15 protein-coding genes are annotated in these 19110 nt (G+C 37.7%); 9 read left to right on the top strand and 6 right to left on the bottom strand.

The genetic code is table 11. The features are described from left to right. Positions 1–232 precede the first annotated feature (232 nt). Complete coding sequence (gshA, locus tag RI844_RS07690; protein WP_405054479.1) at positions 233–1807, top strand: glutamate--cysteine ligase; 1575 nt, start codon at positions 233–235, stop codon at positions 1805–1807. A gap of 662 nt (positions 1808–2469) precedes the next feature. On the opposite strand, the gene dxs is transcribed toward gshA, so the two are convergent. Genes dxs through xseB form a run of 3 tightly spaced genes read right to left on the bottom strand, consistent with a single transcriptional unit; the run spans position 2470 to position 5481 of the window. Further along, positions 2470–4332: a 1-deoxy-D-xylulose-5-phosphate synthase gene (gene dxs, locus RI844_RS07685; protein ID WP_348397862.1), complete on the bottom strand. Its 1863-nt coding sequence runs from the start codon at positions 4330–4332 to the stop codon at positions 2470–2472. A 16-nt stretch (positions 4333–4348) separates the two neighbouring features. After that, positions 4349–5239, bottom strand: coding sequence for a (2E,6E)-farnesyl diphosphate synthase (gene ispA, locus RI844_RS07680; RefSeq protein WP_348397861.1), 891 nt, complete (start codon positions 5237–5239; stop codon positions 4349–4351). Next, positions 5239–5481 (bottom strand): exodeoxyribonuclease VII small subunit, encoded by a 243-nt coding sequence (xseB, locus tag RI844_RS07675; RefSeq protein ID WP_348397860.1) that lies wholly within the window; start codon positions 5479–5481, stop codon positions 5239–5241. Before xseB ends, ispA begins: the two co-directional genes overlap by 1 nt. Before the next feature lie 188 nt (positions 5482–5669). On the opposite strand from xseB, the gene thiI reads away from it, so the two are divergent. Further along, the gene (gene thiI, locus RI844_RS07670; protein ID WP_348397859.1) at positions 5670–7133 is read left to right on the top strand and encodes a tRNA uracil 4-sulfurtransferase ThiI; all 1464 of its coding nucleotides are present in this window, start codon (positions 5670–5672) and stop codon (positions 7131–7133) included. Positions 7134–7287: 154 nt separating this feature from the next. Then, complete coding sequence (locus tag RI844_RS07665) at positions 7288–8382, top strand: DUF4382 domain-containing protein (protein WP_348397858.1); 1095 nt, start codon at positions 7288–7290, stop codon at positions 8380–8382. A gap of 71 nt (positions 8383–8453) precedes the next feature. On the opposite strand, the gene RI844_RS07660 is transcribed toward RI844_RS07665, so the two are convergent. After that, entirely contained in the window at positions 8454–10118 is a 1665-nt protein-coding gene (locus RI844_RS07660) for a dipeptidyl-peptidase 3 family protein (RefSeq protein WP_348397857.1), read from the bottom strand. Positions 10119–10600: 482 nt separating this feature from the next. Here RI844_RS07660 and RI844_RS07655 point away from each other — a divergent pair, with 482 nt between their 5' ends. Continuing rightward, positions 10601–11098, top strand: a complete 498-nt coding sequence (locus tag RI844_RS07655) for a glycine cleavage system protein R (protein ID WP_348397856.1) — start codon at positions 10601–10603, stop codon at positions 11096–11098. Positions 11099–11176: 78 nt separating this feature from the next. Here RI844_RS07655 and RI844_RS07650 read toward each other — a convergent pair whose 3' ends face one another. After that, positions 11177–12148, bottom strand: coding sequence for a PstS family phosphate ABC transporter substrate-binding protein (locus tag RI844_RS07650; protein WP_348397855.1), 972 nt, complete (start codon positions 12146–12148; stop codon positions 11177–11179). Positions 12149–12351: 203 nt separating this feature from the next. On the opposite strand from RI844_RS07650, the gene RI844_RS07645 reads away from it, so the two are divergent. From RI844_RS07645 to phoR, 3 genes are all read left to right on the top strand, one after another. Beyond that, on the top strand, positions 12352–13320 hold the full coding sequence (locus tag RI844_RS07645) for a porin (protein WP_348397854.1): 969 nt from the start codon (positions 12352–12354) through the stop codon (positions 13318–13320). 430 nt (positions 13321–13750) lie between these two features. Then, positions 13751–14437: a phosphate regulon transcriptional regulator PhoB gene (gene phoB / locus RI844_RS07640; protein ID WP_348397853.1), complete on the top strand. Its 687-nt coding sequence runs from the start codon at positions 13751–13753 to the stop codon at positions 14435–14437. 32 nt (positions 14438–14469) lie between these two features. Further along, positions 14470–15774: a phosphate regulon sensor histidine kinase PhoR gene (gene phoR, locus RI844_RS07635; RefSeq protein WP_348397852.1), complete on the top strand. Its 1305-nt coding sequence runs from the start codon at positions 14470–14472 to the stop codon at positions 15772–15774. 174 nt (positions 15775–15948) lie between these two features. Here phoR and RI844_RS07630 read toward each other — a convergent pair whose 3' ends face one another. Beyond that, positions 15949–16275, bottom strand: a complete 327-nt coding sequence (locus RI844_RS07630) for a phage holin family protein (protein WP_348397851.1) — start codon at positions 16273–16275, stop codon at positions 15949–15951. Positions 16276–16346: 71 nt separating this feature from the next. Here RI844_RS07630 and rdgC point away from each other — a divergent pair, with 71 nt between their 5' ends. Both rdgC and trhP read left to right on the top strand, forming a co-directional pair. Then, positions 16347–17273 (top strand): recombination-associated protein RdgC, encoded by a 927-nt coding sequence (gene rdgC / locus RI844_RS07625; RefSeq protein ID WP_348397850.1) that lies wholly within the window; start codon positions 16347–16349, stop codon positions 17271–17273. A gap of 413 nt (positions 17274–17686) precedes the next feature. Continuing rightward, entirely contained in the window at positions 17687–19096 is a 1410-nt protein-coding gene (gene trhP, locus RI844_RS07620) for a prephenate-dependent tRNA uridine(34) hydroxylase TrhP (protein ID WP_348397849.1), read from the top strand. The last annotated feature ends 14 nt before the right edge of the window (positions 19097–19110 follow it).

Here is a 19110-nt window from a genome sequence, read left to right as displayed (position 1 = left end):
AGTTACACTTAAAAACGCTTGTGTAATTACTGTACAATAGGCGTTGAATATATGTGAATCGGTAATAATTAATGGTTATTTGATATAAATTATTTGTCTGATTCTACAGAAAAAACGCTTGGCAGGTATTGAAAAATAATATCCTTGCCCCACATTTATAACTTAATGACTATAATAAGCAAATTGGTGTATTTTCAATACAATTCATTAGAAAACCTATTTGTATTCAGGGGTGACTTTGACTTTTTCTATTTTAGATTTAACCAAGACTTTTTCAGAAAAGCATTTATCTGCCATTGCCGGCGTTCAACGTGGTATCGAACGTGAAACGCTAAGAATAAAGCCCGACGGTAAGTTATCTGACCAAGGTCATAATAAAGCTTTGGGTTCAGCGTTAACCCATGAGTATATCACTACCGACTATTCTGAAAGTTTATTAGAATTCATAACCCCGGTATCACCTTCAATTGATGAAACCTTGAATCAATTAAAAGATATTCAAAAATTCACTCTAGAAAACGTAGAGGGTGATTATTTTTGGCCGATGAGTATGCCATGTATGGTAGTCGATCAAGACGAAGTACAACTTGCACAATACGGCACTTCAAATATAGGAAAAATGAAAACCGTTTATCGTCAAGGGTTAAAGAACCGCTACGGTAGTATGATGCAGGTTATTGCTGGTATACATTTTAATTTTTCATTTTCAAATGACTTTTTTGAAAGCTTGCAAGAAATTACCGGCGACACTCAAGACAAGCAAGATTTTATTTCAGAGCGTTACTTTTCATTAATTAGAAACTACAAACGCTTTGGTTGGTTAATCCCTTATTTATTTGGCAGTTCTCCTGCATTATGCCCGTCATTTTTGCAAGGCAAACCGCAAAGTTTACCGTTTAAAAAAGCCCCTGCAGGTTGTTTGTACCTAGAACATGCAACATCACTTAGAATGAGTGATTTGGGGTATACTAATACGTCACAGTCTAACCTTCAAATTTGTAATAATCATATCGATAGTTATGTTGCTGGCGTGCAAAAAGCGATTAACTTGCCTTCCGCAGAGTTTGCTAAAATTGGCGTAAAAGTTGATGGTCAATATCAGCAATTAAATAGCAATATTTTGCAAATTGAAAATGAATTGTACGCGCCTATTAGACCAAAACGCGTTGCTAAATCTGGACAAAAACCTTCTGAAGCATTAAAAGAAGGCGGTGTTGAGTACATAGAAGTACGCGCAATGGATGTTAACCCGTTTGTAAGTACCGGCATTAGTAAAGAGCAAATGTACTTTTTAGATGTCTTTATTACCCTTTGCATGCTCAAAGATAGTCCAACGGTAACTGCCGAGCAAAAGCAGATATTTAATAACAATACCAATAAAGTTATTTTAGAAGGTCGTAAGCCTTTATTAACTTTAAACGATTGCGGAGCAGAAAAGACTATACCGCAATGGGGGAATGAAATTTTTGTTGAAATGGAGTTGATTGCCAAGTTGTATGACAAAGCCTATCAGACAGGCGAATATAGCAATGTAGTTAAGGCCGAGTTAGCGAAGATTAATGACCCAACATTAACGCCATCGGCTCGAATCATCGATGAGTTATTAACAACAGGCAAGGGCATTGTTACTTGGTCAATGGATTACGTGAACCAATATAATCAAGAAGCAAAAGAACATGATTATCAAGTGTTTAATAAAGATTTGTTGGTCGAACTCGCCAAAACATCATTAGTGAAACAGCAAGAGATTGAGGCTGCAGACACCTTGGCTTTCGATGAATTCTTAGCTGATTATTTTGAGAAATAAATTTTTTAGAAAAACTTTAAATTTTTTTGAACTAAATTTAAAACTACCACTCATACAAAGGGTAAGACATTTTATTTCCTTATGAATGACATTTTAAACGCATAATATTATGCGTTTTTTTTTGCGCTATTTATCTATAACGCACAAATGAACAGTATAGCATTTAGTTGACTTTAACTTGGTTGGTCCGAATTTATTCGGACGCTATAAAGCCTTAATGGCGGGGCTGAGAAGGGAGTTTAAAGTTAATTAAAAAAAATGTGAATTAATTTGAACTATATCGGCAAAGCATCGTCCTACTTATTGAAAGCAATTTTTCCCTGGACTGCTTTTGACTCTATAAGCGCGTACCTGAAGTAACGCGCTTTTTTTTATGTAGAATTTCTTTTTATACTGAGCCTTTTGTTAACAAACTAACCCTATCTCAACCGGCTTGCATCTCCTCATCCTTGAAGTACAAATTTAAAGCCGATTTCAACAGGGAAGTTGTGTATGCCATGATCACAAGGATGTGAAGTAATGGTCCAAAAGCAATTTGCATTCCTTCATCCATGAAGTACAAATTTAAAGCCGTCCATGGCAATTTGCATTCCTTCATCCATGAAGTAAAAAAAAGCTCTAATATCCGTGATATTAGAGCTTTATAGATGAGGAAAGAAGCGTTATTGAATAAAAACTTTCGCTTTAGCTAATATACCGTTAGCGTCTAGTTCCAGCTCTTTATGTATCTCATCTTGTGTACCATGTTTAACAAACTCATCAGGTATACCAATATTCAGTAGTTTAGTACCTAACTGATTTGCCAGAACATATTCATTAACTGCAGAGCCGGCGCCGCCAGCAATAGCGTTATCTTCTACAGTAATGAAATGGCTGTGAGTACTTGCCAAGGTAGATATTAATGCTTGATCAAGTGGTTTAACGAAACGCATATCAACAAGAGTTGCATCAAGTTCATCGGCAGTTTTTTGTGCTGCAGCTAACATAGTACCAAATGATAAAACCGCCAGATTTTTACCTTCACGTAGTACTAAGCCTTTACCTATTTCAATTGTGCTATTTATTTCTGGTAATTCAACACCAATGGCGTTGCCACGCGGGTATCGAACCGCTGCAGGGCCATTATGCTTATGACCGGTACTTAGCATTAAACGACACTCAGCTTCATTCGCTGGGCACATAATTACCAAATTTGGTATGCAGCGCATAAAAGATAAATCGAACGCACCTTGATGAGTTGCGCCATCTGCGCCGACAATACCGGCCCGGTCTATGGCAAATAAAACCGGTAGATTTTGAATGGCTACATCGTGAATAAGCTGATCGTATGCGCGTTGTAAAAAACTTGAATATATCGCCACAACCGGGGTGTTTCCACCAATTGCTAAACCTGCGGCAAAAGTAACTGCATGTTGCTCGGCAATAGCAACATCAAAATATTTATCCGGAAAACGTTGACTAAATTCAACCATACCAGAGCCTTCGCGCATGGCAGGAGTTACAGCAACAAGTTTATTATCAAGCTCCGCCGTTTCACACAGCCAATCACCAAATATTTTAGAGTAACTTGGCAGGCTAGGCGCACTTTTAGGCAAGCTTTCACTTGTTGGATCAAATTTAGGTACCGCGTGATACTTTATCGGATCTTGCTCTGCTTGCTCGTAACCTTTACCTTTGGTAGTGATTACATGCAATATTTGTGGACCTTTTAAGCACTTCATATTACGAATGGTGTCAACCATGCCATTTACATCGTGACCATCAATTGGGCCAATGTAATTAAAGCCTAACTCTTCAAAAAATGTAGAGGGTACCACCATACCTTTTAAATGCTCTTCCGCTTTAGACGCTAACTCTTTAATCGGTGGAATTGAACCTAAGATACGTTTCGAGCTTTCTCTAAGGCCGGTATAAAGACTACCAGATAATAACTTAGCTAAGTGGTTATTCAATGCACCTACATTTTCTGAAATGCTCATTTCATTATCGTTTAATACAATGAGCATATCTTTGTGTATATCGCCGCCATGATTTAACGCTTCAAAAGCCATGCCAGCAGTCATCGCACCGTCACCAATTACAGCAACGGTTTTACGATTCTTGTTTTCTTTCTCAGCGGCAACGGCCATGCCTAACGCTGCCGAAATTGAGGTACTGGAATGGCCAACACTTAATACATCATATTCACTTTCTTCGCGCCAAGGAAATGGGTGTAATCCTTCTTTTTGACGAATGGAGTGCAATTGATCGCGACGGCCAGTTAGTATTTTATGAGGGTAGGCTTGATGACCGACGTCCCAAATTAAATTGTCAAAAGGCGTGTTATAAACATAATGCAGGGCAACGGTTAATTCAATTGCACCTAGGCCAGAGGCAAAATGACCACTACTTTTACTGACAGAATTCAGTAAATAACTGCGTAATTCATCGCTAATTTGTTTAAGCTGCTCCTGCGAAAAATCACGCAGCTGCTCTGGCTTATCAATTTGCTTTAGTAGTGGGTAATTAGACAAGTCTGTAGTCATATAAAATCAGTATTTCTTAATGTGCACGTTTAATAATAAACGTCGAAAAATTAGATAAGTTGCGTGTATTGTAGGGTAAAGCTTCTAAAGCTGAAAGTGCTTGCTGAAATAACAGTTGTTCTTTTTCAATAGCACCTTCTAAACCTAATAACGCAGGATAGGTAGATTTATTAGAATCTAAGTCAGACCCCGCTGGTTTGCCAAGGGTTTCTTCAGTGCTGGTGATATCAATAATATCGTCATGTACTTGATAGCATAAGCCAATTTGCTCAGCAAATTCCTGTAATCCAATAAACGTCTGTTCGGGTAAATCTTCACGGCAACTCGCTGGCATTAAAATGGCCGCTTGTAACAATGCACCTGTTTTTAAACGGTGGATTTTTTGCAAATGTTCAAGTGCTACTTTTTTGTCAGTAGCCGCTAAATCCATCGCTTGGCCGCCACACATACCTTGATAACCCGCGGCTGAACTGATCATTTGAATTAGCTTTATTTGAGTGCGCGCATTAACATTTTTAAATTGGTGGTTGGCAATGATCTCAAAAGCCATAGTTTGTAAGCTGTCGCCGGCAAGTATTGCTGTTGCTTCATCAAACTTTACATGGCAGGTTGGTTGACCGCGACGTAAGTCGTCATCATCCATGGCCGGTAAATCATCATGCAATAATGAATAAGCGTGAATGCATTCTAAAGCGGCGGCAATAGGATCAATGTCATCTAAATCTAAATCAAGCATTTCGGCGGTAACATAGGCTAAGTATGGGCGCATACGTTTGCCACCAATAAGTAAGCCATAGTTCATCGCATCGAACAGGCGAGGATCATTAATACTAATTTCAGCAAGCTTTTGCTTTAAAAAGTTATCTATTCTGTGTTGAAATAATGCTAAATTTTCTAATTGGGACACTAATCTTGACTCTCGTTATCCGTAAATGGCTGAAGTTGCTCTTCACCATTGTTGTTTAACAAAATTTGAATTTTTTGTTCGGCTTGGCTTAATTTACTTTGGCTGGCTTGGCTTAAAGATAAACCTCGTTCAAATAATTTCATTGAATCTTCTAAAGATAAATCACCTTGTTCAAGGTCATCGACAATAGTTTCAAGTTCACTCATAGACTCTTCAAAGCTTTGATTTTCAGGTTTTTTCACGTTCGCCTACCTACACTCATGTTGATATCTATGCTCATTAACCGGCAAAGATAAAAACAATTATAATTATTGTAAGCATTTTACCCTGTATTTTACTTAATTGGTATAAACTTAAAGGCCGCAAATTACATTACTTCATACTTTTGTTGGTGTATAATGCGCCCGTTTTTAATTAATTGGTTTTGATAATGAAGTTTATCGTTAAATTACAGGCAGAAATTGCCATTAAGTCACGCCCTGTACGTAAGCGTTTCACTAAAATTTTAGATGGCAACATCAAAAATGTACTTCGTCGTGTCGATGAAGAGGTACGCACTAAAATGAACTGGGACAATATCGAAGTTACCAGTAAAAACGTTACGCCTGAAAACCGTTTAAAGTTAATTGAAGCACTACAATGTATTCCAGGTATTGCGCACTTTTTGGAAGTTCAACAATTTGAGTTTACCGACAAACACGATATTTTTGAAAAGACTCTTGCTGTTCATGGTAAAAAAATTGAAAACAAAAGTTTCTGTGTCCGCGCCAAGCGTATAGGTGAACATGATTTCTCATCTTTAGAGTTAGAACAATATGTTGGTGGCGGTTTAAATCAAAATGTTGAGTCAGCCCGTGTACAACTTAAAAAGCCTGATGTTACTGTGCGCATTGAAGTGAAAAATGATAAATTACTTATCGTAACCGAGCGCCATGAAGGGCTGGGTGGTTTTCCAATAGCTACTCAAGAAGATGTGTTGTCATTAATGTCTGGTGGTTTTGATTCAGGTGTTGCAAGTTATCAAATGATCAAAAAGGGGGCACGTACCCATTTTTGTTTCTTTAACTTAGGCGGCTCTGCTCATGAGGTAGGTGTTAAACAAGTAAGTTATTATTTATGGAACAAATTCGGCTCATCACATCGCATTAAGTTTTTTGCCGTCGATTTTGAACCGGTAGTTGCCGAAATTCTAGAGAAAGTTGAAAACGGCCAAATGGGCGTTATTTTAAAACGGATGATGATGCGCGCTGCTGCTCAAATTGCTGAGAAACGTGGTATTCAAGCATTAATTACTGGTGAAGCTTTAGGTCAGGTTTCTAGCCAAACATTAACTAATTTAAATGTGATTGATAGAGTTACTGAAACTCTTATTCTTCGCCCTTTAGCGGCTTATGATAAGCAAGATATCATCAATATAGCTCGTAAAATTGGCACCGAAGATTTTGCCAAGACTATTCCTGAATATTGTGGTGTTATTTCACAAAAGCCAACCGTAAAAGCGGTAATGTCAAAAATTGAAGCTGAAGAAGCTAATTTTGATATGAGCATACTTGATAAAGTGGTTGAAGAAACACGCATGCAAGACATTCGTGACATTGCCACAGAAACAGAAGCGGAAGTAAATACCGTTTCTCAAGTTGAAACCGTAGACAGTGCTGGTCATGATAATGTGATTGTTGATATTCGCAGCCCTGAAGAAGAAGAAGCTAATCCACTTGAATTTGATGAAATAGATGTGAAACACATTCCATTTTATAAATTGGCGACTCAATTTGGTGACTTACCAAAAGATAAAACCTATCTTTTATATTGCGATCGTGGCGTGATGAGTAAGCTGCAAGCCTTATACCTTCACGATAATGGCTTTATGAATGTAAAAGTTTATCGTCCATAAATTAAACAAAATATTCTAAGTTTAAAAGCCCTGAGTAAACAATTGCTTAGGGCTTTTTTTTGATTGTTTGTAGCGAGCTGGCAAGCTTTAAAGAAGAAACTCTTAAATATTCAACTAGAATAAAGGATACTTTTCAAAAAAGTAAGGGTAACTTATGTTAAAAGTAAAACTTAGTTACGCTGCTCTCATGGTGTCTGTTGCACTCGGTGTTAACAGTTGTGGCGGTGATTCAAGCGACGAACCAACAATATCTGTACCATTTTCTTTAGGAATATCGGATGCTCCCGTAGATAAAACCGATGAGGTGGTAATTACCATCGACCAGATTATATTAACTCCAATTGACGACGAAGACGATGATGACGATGACGATGACGATGACGACGATGATAAGAGAGAAACCATAGTTATTGATGATTTCGACGGTGAAGGCACCATTAGTGTTAATTTAGTGGACTATACAGGCAATGAACAACTGGCAATTGTAAATGAGAGTGATGATATTGAAGTGCCCATAGGCCACTATAAAATGACACTTGTAGTGATTAATGATATGTCGTACGTTTCTTACGAAAACAATGAAGCAGAGTATGACCTTAAGGTTCCTAGTTCGAAGTTGAAAGTAGGATCGTTCGAAATGTTACTCGAAGCTACGGAAACCCCTGTTGGTCCGGCATATACCGTTGAATTCGATTTAAGAAAGTCACTAGTGATGAGGGGCAAGGATCCAGAAAAAAATGGTTTTATCCTAAGACCACATGGGGTCCGAGTGGTTGTTAATACCAATAGCGGTCATATTGAAGGTGACGTCAACCTATTTGAAGAGCAAGGAATCGTGGCATTAGATGCTGAGTGCACAGGCCCTGATCATGTTGTTTATTTGTTCGAAGGTGACCAAACCGCAGATGGAATTGAATTGGTAGATTTTGACAATCCTGAAGATGTTCCTGAGGGAGCGGTGCAAGCTTTTGCAAGTACGCTCGTTAAGTTAGACGAAGATGAAGATGATGACGAAGTAAGTATCGATGTTGACGAATACGAATATGAATTCGGCTTTGTCCCCACCGGCGAAGGCTCTGACAAAGACTACACGTTAGTGTTTGCATGTGATGATACATTCGATGATAAAGGCATTGTAATACCTAAACCTAAGGGGCAAAAAAGTCTGGTTACTGTTTCTGCAGGTGAAGAAGCTGAATTAAACTTTCCTTTAGGTTATAAAGGAGATGACGACGGTGATGATGACTAAAGTCAATTTTTGATTTGAATTAAAAAAACAGCGCATAGCGCTGTTTTTATTTTTCTATTATAAGTTCAGATTTATAAATCTAACACCATCTTACCTTGTTTAAAGACAATGTCGACCGGGATACTAGCCGCTTCAAGTTTAGCTAAGTCTGCCGCTAAATCTTCACGAATAAGTCCCATATCAGCTACCAATTTACCAACACCATCATAGTCACCATCACCTTGCAGTTTTAAAATCAATTCAGATAATGAGTCTATAGCTTTAGTCATTTTGTCCATATCAACGGTGTAAAACCCCAAGTCGTCTTTGGCGAATGCGCCATTGTCACTAAAGTAGTTGAAGCGCACCATATTGGCTTTACCATGAGCACTTGATGCGCCAAAACGAACAGAACGGAAAATACCGGCCATAAAGGTGGTGTAATAATCTTTTAATTCACCTTCAGTTATTGCGCCCTTGGCTAATAATTGGCGAACCATATATAAACCAAGAATATCAGCTTTCCCTTCTTCCAACGCAGAAGAATGCTCTTTTAATGCTTGGCGAACAGTGCCTTTATTATTAATGGTATTTTTGATACCTAAACCATGAGCAACTTCATGAAACATGGTATTGGCAAAAAATGCAGTAAAAGTAACGTGTTTGCGATCTTCCTCGCTCACTAGCTGGTCTGCAATAGGTAGCATTATGGCGTCAAATTTAGCACGCATAGCATTTTTAAGTTGTAAGCGGCGTGTACCTTTTTCAAGTTGTACTTGCTCATCATTTGGTAAGTTAATGGCAATGGTTTTCGAACCTGCATTCGAATGGCCGGCGTAATAAACCACATCATAAGCATTTAAATCGGCATCCGAGCCGGGAACTTCGGCTTTATATTTTTTACTTACCGGCAGGCCTTTTTGTAATTCAGGCAAAAACGCAGCATATTTTGCTAACCGCTCACTCCAGCTTAAATCTTTGATCAATACATATGATTCAAAACCTGCGCGATAACCATAAAGTAAATCTTCATAAGTTTCGATAGGGCCAATAACTACATCAATAGGATTGTTTTTCATATCCATCCAAGCAAAATCAGAGGCTTGGTATTGGTCGGTTCTAAAGGCTTCAGCACGCATGGTTAAATAGTTAGCAAACTCCTTATCATCGGCAAAGCTTGCTGCTTTTTCTAGTATCGCCGCAGCACGCTCTAACTGTTTACTATAAACTTCAGAGTAAGGGATAGAAAATAACTGACCTTTTTCGTTTCTTTTGACTATTGAATATAACGACTTATTTCCTTCAAAATCGCTGTTTTCAAATTCCTCTTTAGTCATATCTTCAGGGTAAAATTGTGCACCTGCGGGCTTATCGTTAGTGCCTGTTAATAACGGTTTGTCACCATTTAGTCTATCCCAAGGACCATAGTTAATTTCAACAAAACGGCGGGTGGCAGGGTCTTTTATACTGGCTAAAAATTGTTTCTTATTATCACCAAACGCTTGTTGCCAAAATAAATTATCGATTATTTTAGATGCATCAATTAAAAGTGAAATCAGCTGTTTTTGGTTGCTGCTTAAGTGACTTAAGTCGGCATTTAAGGTAACTTCTTTATAGATGTTTAATCTAGATTGTGCATCAGCTAATAAAGTATATTCAGTTGCGCTTTGGTTATCATTATCAGAGCAACCCGACAATAAACCAGTCGTTAATCCACAACTTAATAATAAAGTTGCCGCTATTTTGTTAAGTTTCATCTTATTCTCATTTTTATATTTGCTATAACTTGCTTAATTGAACTTATTAAGCTGTAGTTATACCAAGTCTAGTAAGTTTTTTCCCACTCAGCGAGATTTAAAAGGCTTATAGGCAAGACATTGATTGAAGAGAATGGTTGTTCCCTTGTCAAAATCAATAACGCAGCTTATAAGTCTTTTAAACTCGCCCTTGGGAGCTTTTCAGTGGCCTAATAATTTCACAAGATTTCATGGGTATAGAATAACTATACCTATAAAATTTAGTTTATTATTAGGCCACTGACAAAGCTCTGAGCTGTGAACAAACTTACTAGAATTGGTATTGTAGTTCCAGACTAAAAAATAATAGTGCTGATAGCAACCTTATGGAAAAAATAGTTAAAATTCTTTGCGTAAACAAATCTGCTCTGTTATTAATTAGTTGAATTCATTAAAAAGTATTAAATAGTTTTACGACCTAATTGTCATTAAGGGGATGATTTATGAGACATGTAGTAATTTCGTTTTTAGGGAATGATCGCCCCGGTATTGTTGAGAATTTAGCATCAATTATTAAAAAAAATGGTGGTAACTGGCAAACCAGTAACTTACGCCATTTATCTGGCTTTTTTGCCGGCATATTAGAAATATTAGTTACAGAAGATAACGCTGAAAAATTAGCCAGTGAAATTCAAGATATCGAAGGCTTAAAGGTTAATGTTGAAGTTACACATCCAATTAAATACGATGACCGCACTATTTCTCTAGAGCTTACGGCTAACGACCGGCAAGGTATTGTTGGCGAAATTTCGGCGGTGATCCACAAACAACATGGCAACCTGATTAAATTGGCGAGTAGCCAGGGCAGTGCACCAGACTTTGGCCATACCATCTTTAAAGCATCTGCAATTATCTCTATTAACGGTGAAGATAACATTGATAACTTAGTCGAGGCTTTAGAGGGGATTTCTGACGATTTAATGGTTGATATCAACGTCTAGCTTTATCATCACAAAGAAAAGAGCCTCAACTGAAATACTAACAGTTGAGGCTCTTATTTATGACTTAGTAAACCGTTTTTACAAACTGATGCCTAATTTCTTAAGCTCCTTGTTAACTACTGAAGAAGGAAGTGGAATATAGCCATCTTTCTCTACAATCTTTTGTCCAGATTTAGATAATACCATTTTAAGAAACTCAGCTTCTTTAGGGGCTAATGCTTTGTTTGGGTGCTTATTAACATAAACATATAAGTAACGTGAAAGAGGGTAGTCACCTGATATTGCGTTATCCATGTTCGCTTCTACAAATGTGCTGCCTTTTTTACTTAAAGGTAATGCCCGAACCCCAGATGTTTTATAACCAATTCCTGAATAACCAATACCATTAAGTGATGCTGATACAGACTGTACTACAGAGGCAGAACCCGGTTGCTCATTTACCGTATTTTTAAAGTCACCTTTACAAAGTGCTTTGCCTTTAAAGTAACCATAAGTACCTGATACTGAGTTACGACCATATAATTGAATATCTTTACCTGTCCAGTCGCCAGACAAACCTAAAGCGCCCCAACGATCAACATCGGTTTCTCCTTTACATTTACGGTTGCTGGAAAAAATAGCATCAACTTGCGCAATGCTTAAACCTTGAATTGGGTTATCTTTGTGTACGAAAACTGCTAAAGCATCTATAGCAACACGTACTGGCGTAGGTTTGTAACCAAATTTTTTCTCAAAAGATTGGATTTCTTTGGACTTCATTTTACGGCTCATAGGCCCTAAGCTTGAAGTTGATTCAGTTAGTGCTGGCGGCGCAGTAGAAGAGCCAGCAGCTTGAATTTGAATATTTACACTTGGGTAAGTGCGTTTAAATTCTTCTGCCCAAAACGTCATCATATTTGCTAATGTGTCTGAGCCAACTGAAGATAAGTTACCTGATACTCCACTAGTTTTTGTGTATTCAGGCAGGTCACTGTCTATTGCCATCGCATTTTGGCTAGCCAATGTTGCCACTGCCATGCTAACACCTGTTAATAAGCTTTTAAGTTTCATTCATCTCTCCAAAGAGTTTTTAATAATTAATGTTAAGTTTTAAATTTGTTGAAGCCATCTTAAGAGAGAAATGTGACGCTTTTATGACATATTGAAAAAAATTAAATTAGTAAAAATATTACAATGTGTAATAAAAGTGTAATATTCACCTGCCATTATAGCCACAATTTTAAAACTTAATAATATTTAAACAGGGTAACCCCATGAACTTAACGAACACAAACTTAGTTAAAACTTCAATGGCTTTAGCATTAGCCGTTACATTTGCAGCACCTGTAATGGCTGGAGATGAAATTAATTTTTACGGTAAAGCAAATGTTGGCTTACAAATGTCTGATGAAGGCGGTGAATCTGAAACAGAAGTGAAATCAAATGCTTCACGTTTAGGTGTTACTGGTGATTTAAAAGTCAATGATAGCCTGTCTGTTGTCTATAAAGCAGAAGTTCAGCTTGAAATGGCTGATGATTCTGATGATAAAGATAATATTAAAGGTCGTAACCAGTATATCGGCTTAAAGGGAAATTTTGGTGCTGTGCTATTAGGTCGTAACGATACTATGTTGAAGCAATCACAAGGAAAAATTGATTTATTTAGTGATTATGAAGCCGACATTAAAAACCTTTGGAAAGGTGAAAACCGCATGGGTGAAACGGTAACCTATATTTCACCTAAATTTGGTGACTTTTATGCTGGCGTTAGTTACGTAGCTGAAGGCGATGATGACCAAGGTGGTGATGCTGGTGTTTCCACGGCAATATTTTACGGTGACTCTAAACTTAAGAAATCTGCTTGGTACGCTTCTGTAGCATTAGATAGTGAAGTTGATGGCGAAGATGCAATGCGCTTGAATGTAGCAACTAAATTAGCCGGATTTAAATTAGGCTTTATTGCACACTCTCAAGAGGTTGTAGAAACTGGCGATGAAACAACAGGCTTCTTAGTTTCAGCCGCTTATAAAATCAACGACTTTACCTTAAAAGGTCAAGTACAAACGTCAGAAGACGATTTTGGTGATGAAGCAGAAAAGACTGCCTTTACTGCCGGTGTCGATTACTCACTCGCTAAAAATGCTAAAATATTTGCCTTCTACACTGCATTTGATTTAGATGAAGATGTAACAGGTGATGAAGACGAGAGCTACCTTTCAACAGGTATTGAATACAAATTCTAATAGTTTAACTATATTTTATAAAGAGCCGCTTGATAGCGGCTTTTTTGTAAGTTAATTTTTTATACACTCGTATAATACCAAACGGATTAAATATCTGGTCATTTAGAGCATTGAAATGGGTGGGAGAACAATCAAAATTTATATTGATATAGTTATTCTACATTTATATGAATTTAGGGCAGTTATCTCGTCTATTTCAAGCACCCGAAGGGCGAATTTAAAAGGCTTAACTACTGCGTTATTGATTTTGACAAGGGAATAACCATTCTCTTCAATCAATGCCTTGTATTTAAACCTTTTAATTTTCGCTAAATGGTCAGATATTTAATCCGTTTGGTATAAAGTAGGTTATATTAACCATTGTCATAAAACTGTCATATTTTACAGGCATGATGGTTAACAAGGTAATTAACATTTGTCAGGAAACGCTATGAGCCGACAAATTTTGGTAGTAGAAGATGAAGCCCCAATTCGGGAAATGATCACGTTTGTACTTGAGCAAAATGGTTTTAATGCCATTGAAGCAGCAGATTTCGAACAAGCTAAAGCATTGTTGGTAGATCCTTTACCCGATCTAGTTCTATTAGATTGGATGCTGCCAGGTGTTAGTGGTATTAAAATTGCGAAAGAAATTAAGCAAAATGATTATACCTCAAAAATACCAATTATCATGTTAACGGCGCGCTCTGATGAAGATGATAAAGTCAGAGGTTTTGAAGTAGGCGTAGATGATTATGTTACCAAGCCTTTTTCACCGAAAGAGCTAATTGCTCGTATCAAAGCGGTTATCCGCCGTGTTGCACCTACTTCATTAGAAGAAATTATCGAATTTAAAGGTTTAACTTTAGATCCGGTATCTTATCGAGTAAAAATTAATGATAACCCGATAGATTTAGGGCCAACCGAATTTAAGATGTTACATTTTTTTATGACCCACCCTGAAAGAGTCTATTCTAGAGAACAATTACTTGATAATGTATGGGGCACAAATGTTTACGTCGAAGACAGAACTGTTGATGTTCATATTAGACGTCTTAGAAAATCAATTTCAGGTCAAGGTCATGAGGAGTTTGTGCAAACTGTTCGTGGTGCTGGTTATCGGTTTTCGAGTAAGTAATACCAAGTAATATAATTAGGTAATTCACTTTTATGATCTATCGCTTTTCCTCAAAGCAATTTATTTTTAAGCAAGTTCTATACATTTTCGCCAGTATCTTTATCGGTTACTGGCTTAATAGTATTTGGTTGTGCTTATGGATTTATACCGCAGTTTCATTACTGTGGAATTACCAGCACTTAGTCAATATTATCGATTGGCTATGGCAAAAAAATTTACTTCATCCGCCTGAATCCAAAGGGATTTGGGGCCATGTCTATGATGGCATCTATCGACGCATAAAGAATTATCGACAAAAGCAAAAGCAGTTAAATGCACGCATTAGACAATTTCGTGATGGCGCTGAAGCGCTTCCTGATGCTGCCATTGTTTTAGGTTTAGATTATTCCATTCGCTGGGCTAACAAAAAAGCTACTCGTTTACTGGGTATAAAGTGGCCTGCTGATTCCGGCCAGCGAATAAATAATCTGGTTCGCTCACCAATATTGACTAAATACTTAAAAAAATCAGACTTTAGTGAACCTTGCAGTATTTTATCGCCCGATGATGATAATCAACAATTAGAACTGCGGTTTATGACTTATGGTGACGATCAATACTTATTACTTGCTCGTGATGTTAGCCAGTTAAAACGCTTAGAGATGATGCGACGAGATTTTGTTGCTAATGTTTCACATGAGCTTAAAACACCATTAACTGTGATGCGTGGCTATGTAGAAATGGTACAAGAAGATAAAGATATTCCTGCCCACTGGGGAAAGTCATTTGCCACTATTGAACAACAAGTTACTCGTATGGATAGGCTAGTGCAGCAGCTGTTGCTACTTTCACGAGTGGAAGTACATACTGATGAAGATATTCGCGGCCAAGTGAATATGCCAAAGCTTATCGAACAGTTAGTTGAAGACATAAATTGGTTAAATAAGAAAAAGCATCACTCAATCAATATAGAAATAGATCCAAGACTTGGAATTTTAGGGATAGAGTCAGAGTTAAAAAGTGCCTGCTCTAACCTTATGGTAAATGCGATGAACTATACCCCTGAGGGCGGTAACATTAAAGTGAGTTGGACTATTGATGGCGATGCTTGTTTATTTAGTGTCGCAGATAACGGTTGTGGCATTGAGAGTAAAGATATTAGCCGCTTGAGCGAACGTTTTTACCGAGTAGATAAATCCCGTTCGCGCGATACCGGCGGCACAGGACTTGGCTTAGCTATTGTGAAGCATGTTGCCAATAATCATAACGCCCGATTTATTATCGAAAGTGAGATCAATAAAGGCAGCACATTCACCATTAAGTTCAAGGCAGAAGACAGTTTTACTATTCGTGCATGAGTAAGTATTCAAAATGAAAAAAATTGTTTATGACTTAAAACTGCAACAACCAACTACTTCCTGAAACAATCAACTACTCCCTGAAACAATCAACTACTCCCTGAAACAATCAACTAATTCCTGAAACAATCAACTACTTCCTGAACTCGTTTCAGGATCTCCTTGGCTCAATAACTAAAACAGAAAATTCAACACTAAATTAATTGCTGAAATAATCAATGAGGCAATAAAGGTTGTGGTGAAGTCTTTGATCTCAAAATCGTCAATAATTTGATCGGTGAGCCACAATAAAAACGCGTTTAACACGAACACAAATAAACCGAAGGTGATGATAATCAATGGCATAGCGAAAAACACCATTAACCACCATAAAAGCAGGTCGGCAACCGAGTAAACCACCGCCACAACAATAGCGGTAAAGAAGCTTTTCAAACGGATGCCACTCATTAATTTAGAAACTAAAAAAATAGATATACTTAGTAGTAATAGTTTAGTTATCATGCCTGTCCAAGAATTAAAATTATCAATAAAATTAATCCCATCGTACTGCTTTCGGGAAAGGAAATATATCCATGTGGTTTAAAAATTTATACATTTTCGCATTCACTCGCCCATTTACTCAAACTGAAGAAGAGCTGGAAACCGCCTTGCAAGAACATGTATTTGCACCTTGTGGTAAAACTGAGTTAGCTCGCTTTGGCTGGGCAAGTGCCATCGGTAAACATGGTAATAGATTATTGCATCACGCTAATGGTTGTTACTTATTATCGGCTCGCAAAGAAGAAAAAATCCTGCCAGCGTCAGTTGTTAAAGAAGCACTAGAAGAGAAGGTTGAACAACTAGAGCAAGAGCATAGCCGTAAAGCCACTAAAAAAGAAAAAGAGCAATTTAAAGAAGACATCACCTTTGCATTATTGCCACGTGCTTTTTCACGTATTAGCGATACACAAGGCTACATTTGCCCTGAAAAAAATATTATTGTGGTTAATACCAGCTCTCGCGGCAAAGCCGAAGATTTTTTAGCACTACTGCGCAAATGTTTAGGGTCACTGCCGGTAACCAGTTTTGTACCAGATGCTGGCGCTGAAACTACTATGACAAGCTGGTTATTAGAACAAACATTACCTGAGCGTTTTACCATAGGTTTTGAAGGTGAATTAAAAGCAATGGGGGACGATGGCGCTGTACTTCGTTGTAAAAACCAAGACTTACTCTCCGATGAAATTTTAGCGCACTTAGGTGAGAAGGGCGAAAAGCAAGTTGTTAAAATTGCTTTCGACTGGGATCAAACCTTGTCTTGTGTATTAGCTGATGATCTAAGTGTTAAACGCGTTAAGTTCCATGACAGTGTTTATGAGCAAAATGAAGACATTCCAAACGACGACATGATGGTTAAAATTGATGCCGACTTTACCCTGATGACTGGCGAAGTGAATCGTTTTATTGAAGATATGCTGGCACAGTTTGAATTAGCAACTAATTCTTATCTAGAAGATTAACCGTTAAGCCCTTAATTTAATTGATTTAGAATAAGGTTCGTACATTTAATAACAGTTGTTAACTGAATGTGTATTGAACCTTTTGTCTTCAGCGACTAAAATACCGCTCTTTTTAAATACCAAGTTGATTAAATAATTACGCATTTAGCGAGAATTAAAAGGCTTAGGTACAAGGCTTTGATTGAAGAGAATGGTTTTTCCCTTGTCAAAATCAATAACGCAGTAGATAAGTCTTTTAAACTCGCCCTTCGGGAGCGCGTAAGAGAAGCGATAACTGCGTAAAGTTTGTAATATATAGAATGACTATATTATCACAAACTTTACTTGTTCTACCTTCACTTACACGCTCTAAATAGCCTAATTATTTAATCAAATTGGTATAGTTCCTTACAATTAATAGGGTTGGTATTACCATGTTCACACCAGAATTATTATCTCCTGCTGGCAGTCTTAAAAACATGCGTTACGCATTCGCCTATGGCGCCGATGCAGTTTACGCTGGCCAACCTCGTTATAGCTTACGTGTTCGTAATAATGAATTTAATTTAGCCAACCTTGAAATTGGTATAAACGAAGCACATGCGCTTGGTAAAAAATTATATGTGGTGAGCAACATCTCTCCGCATAATTCAAAATTAAAAACCTATTTAAAAGATATTGCCCCGGTTATTGCCATGAAACCAGATGCACTTATTATGAGTGATCCTGGTTTAATTATGATGGTCCGTGAAACCTATCCAGATATGCCGATTCATTTGTCAGTGCAAGCAAATGCTGTGAATTGGGCAACGGTTAAGTTTTGGTATCAACAAGGTGTTGAGCGAGTCATTTTATCACGTGAATTATCTCTTGATGAAATTGAAGAAATTCGTATGAAAGTGCCTGAAATGGAAATTGAAGTGTTTGTTCATGGCGCATTGTGTATGGCTTATTCGGGTCGATGTTTACTGTCTGGTTATATCAATAAGCGTGATCCTAACCAAGGAACGTGTACTAACTCTTGTCGTTGGTCTTACAATGCCCATGATGCGAAAGAAGACGAGCATGGTGAAATTATTGCCGTAGCGCCACAACAAAATATTATTGGTGCTGAAGAACCAGAAATCTGGACCCCAGATATGGCCAAAGAAGAGCAAAAGCCTACCGATGAAGTGTTTTTATTGCAAGAGCAAGGTCGTCCTGGCGAGTATATGCCGGCGTTTGAAGATGAGCATGGCACTTACATCATGAACTCAAAAGATTTACGGGCTATTGAACACGTTGAGCGCTTAGTAAAAATGGGCGTGCATTCACTAAAAATAGAAGGCCGAACTAAGTCATTTTATTACTGTGCTCGTACTGCGCAAATTTATAAGCAAGCAATGAACGACGCAGTAGCGGGTAAAAGTTTCAATGAAGACTTAAAGGGCAACCTGGAGCATTTAGCCAGCCGCGGCTACACCGAAGGTTTCTTGGCGCGCCACCGTCATGATCATTTGCAAAATTATGAATATGGTTATTCAAAGTCTGACAGTCAGCAATTTGTTGGTGAAGTACTAGGTAGAACTGATGATGGTTTAATTGAAATTGACGTTAAGAATAAGTTTTTAACTGGCGACTCTATTGAATTAATGACGCCACAAGGCAATATAAGTTTTGTTTTGGAATACATGCAAAACCGTAAAGGTGAAATCGTTACCGATGCGAAAGGCTCGGGTCACTTCGTGCAAATTAAACTCGATACAGATTTTGATTTAGAATTTGCTATTATCATGCGCTATTTAAATGACGGTGAAAATACTCGCCACCCGTTTGCGCAAAACCAAGCGTCGGCTTCGGTTTAGTTAATAGGTAAGGC

Origin of the sequence: Thalassotalea fonticola, assembly GCF_032911225.1 — a bacterium.
Classification (GTDB): Bacteria; Pseudomonadota; Gammaproteobacteria; order Enterobacterales; family Alteromonadaceae; genus Thalassotalea_A; species Thalassotalea_A fonticola.
This window is presented reverse-complemented; position numbering and strand designations above follow the sequence as displayed.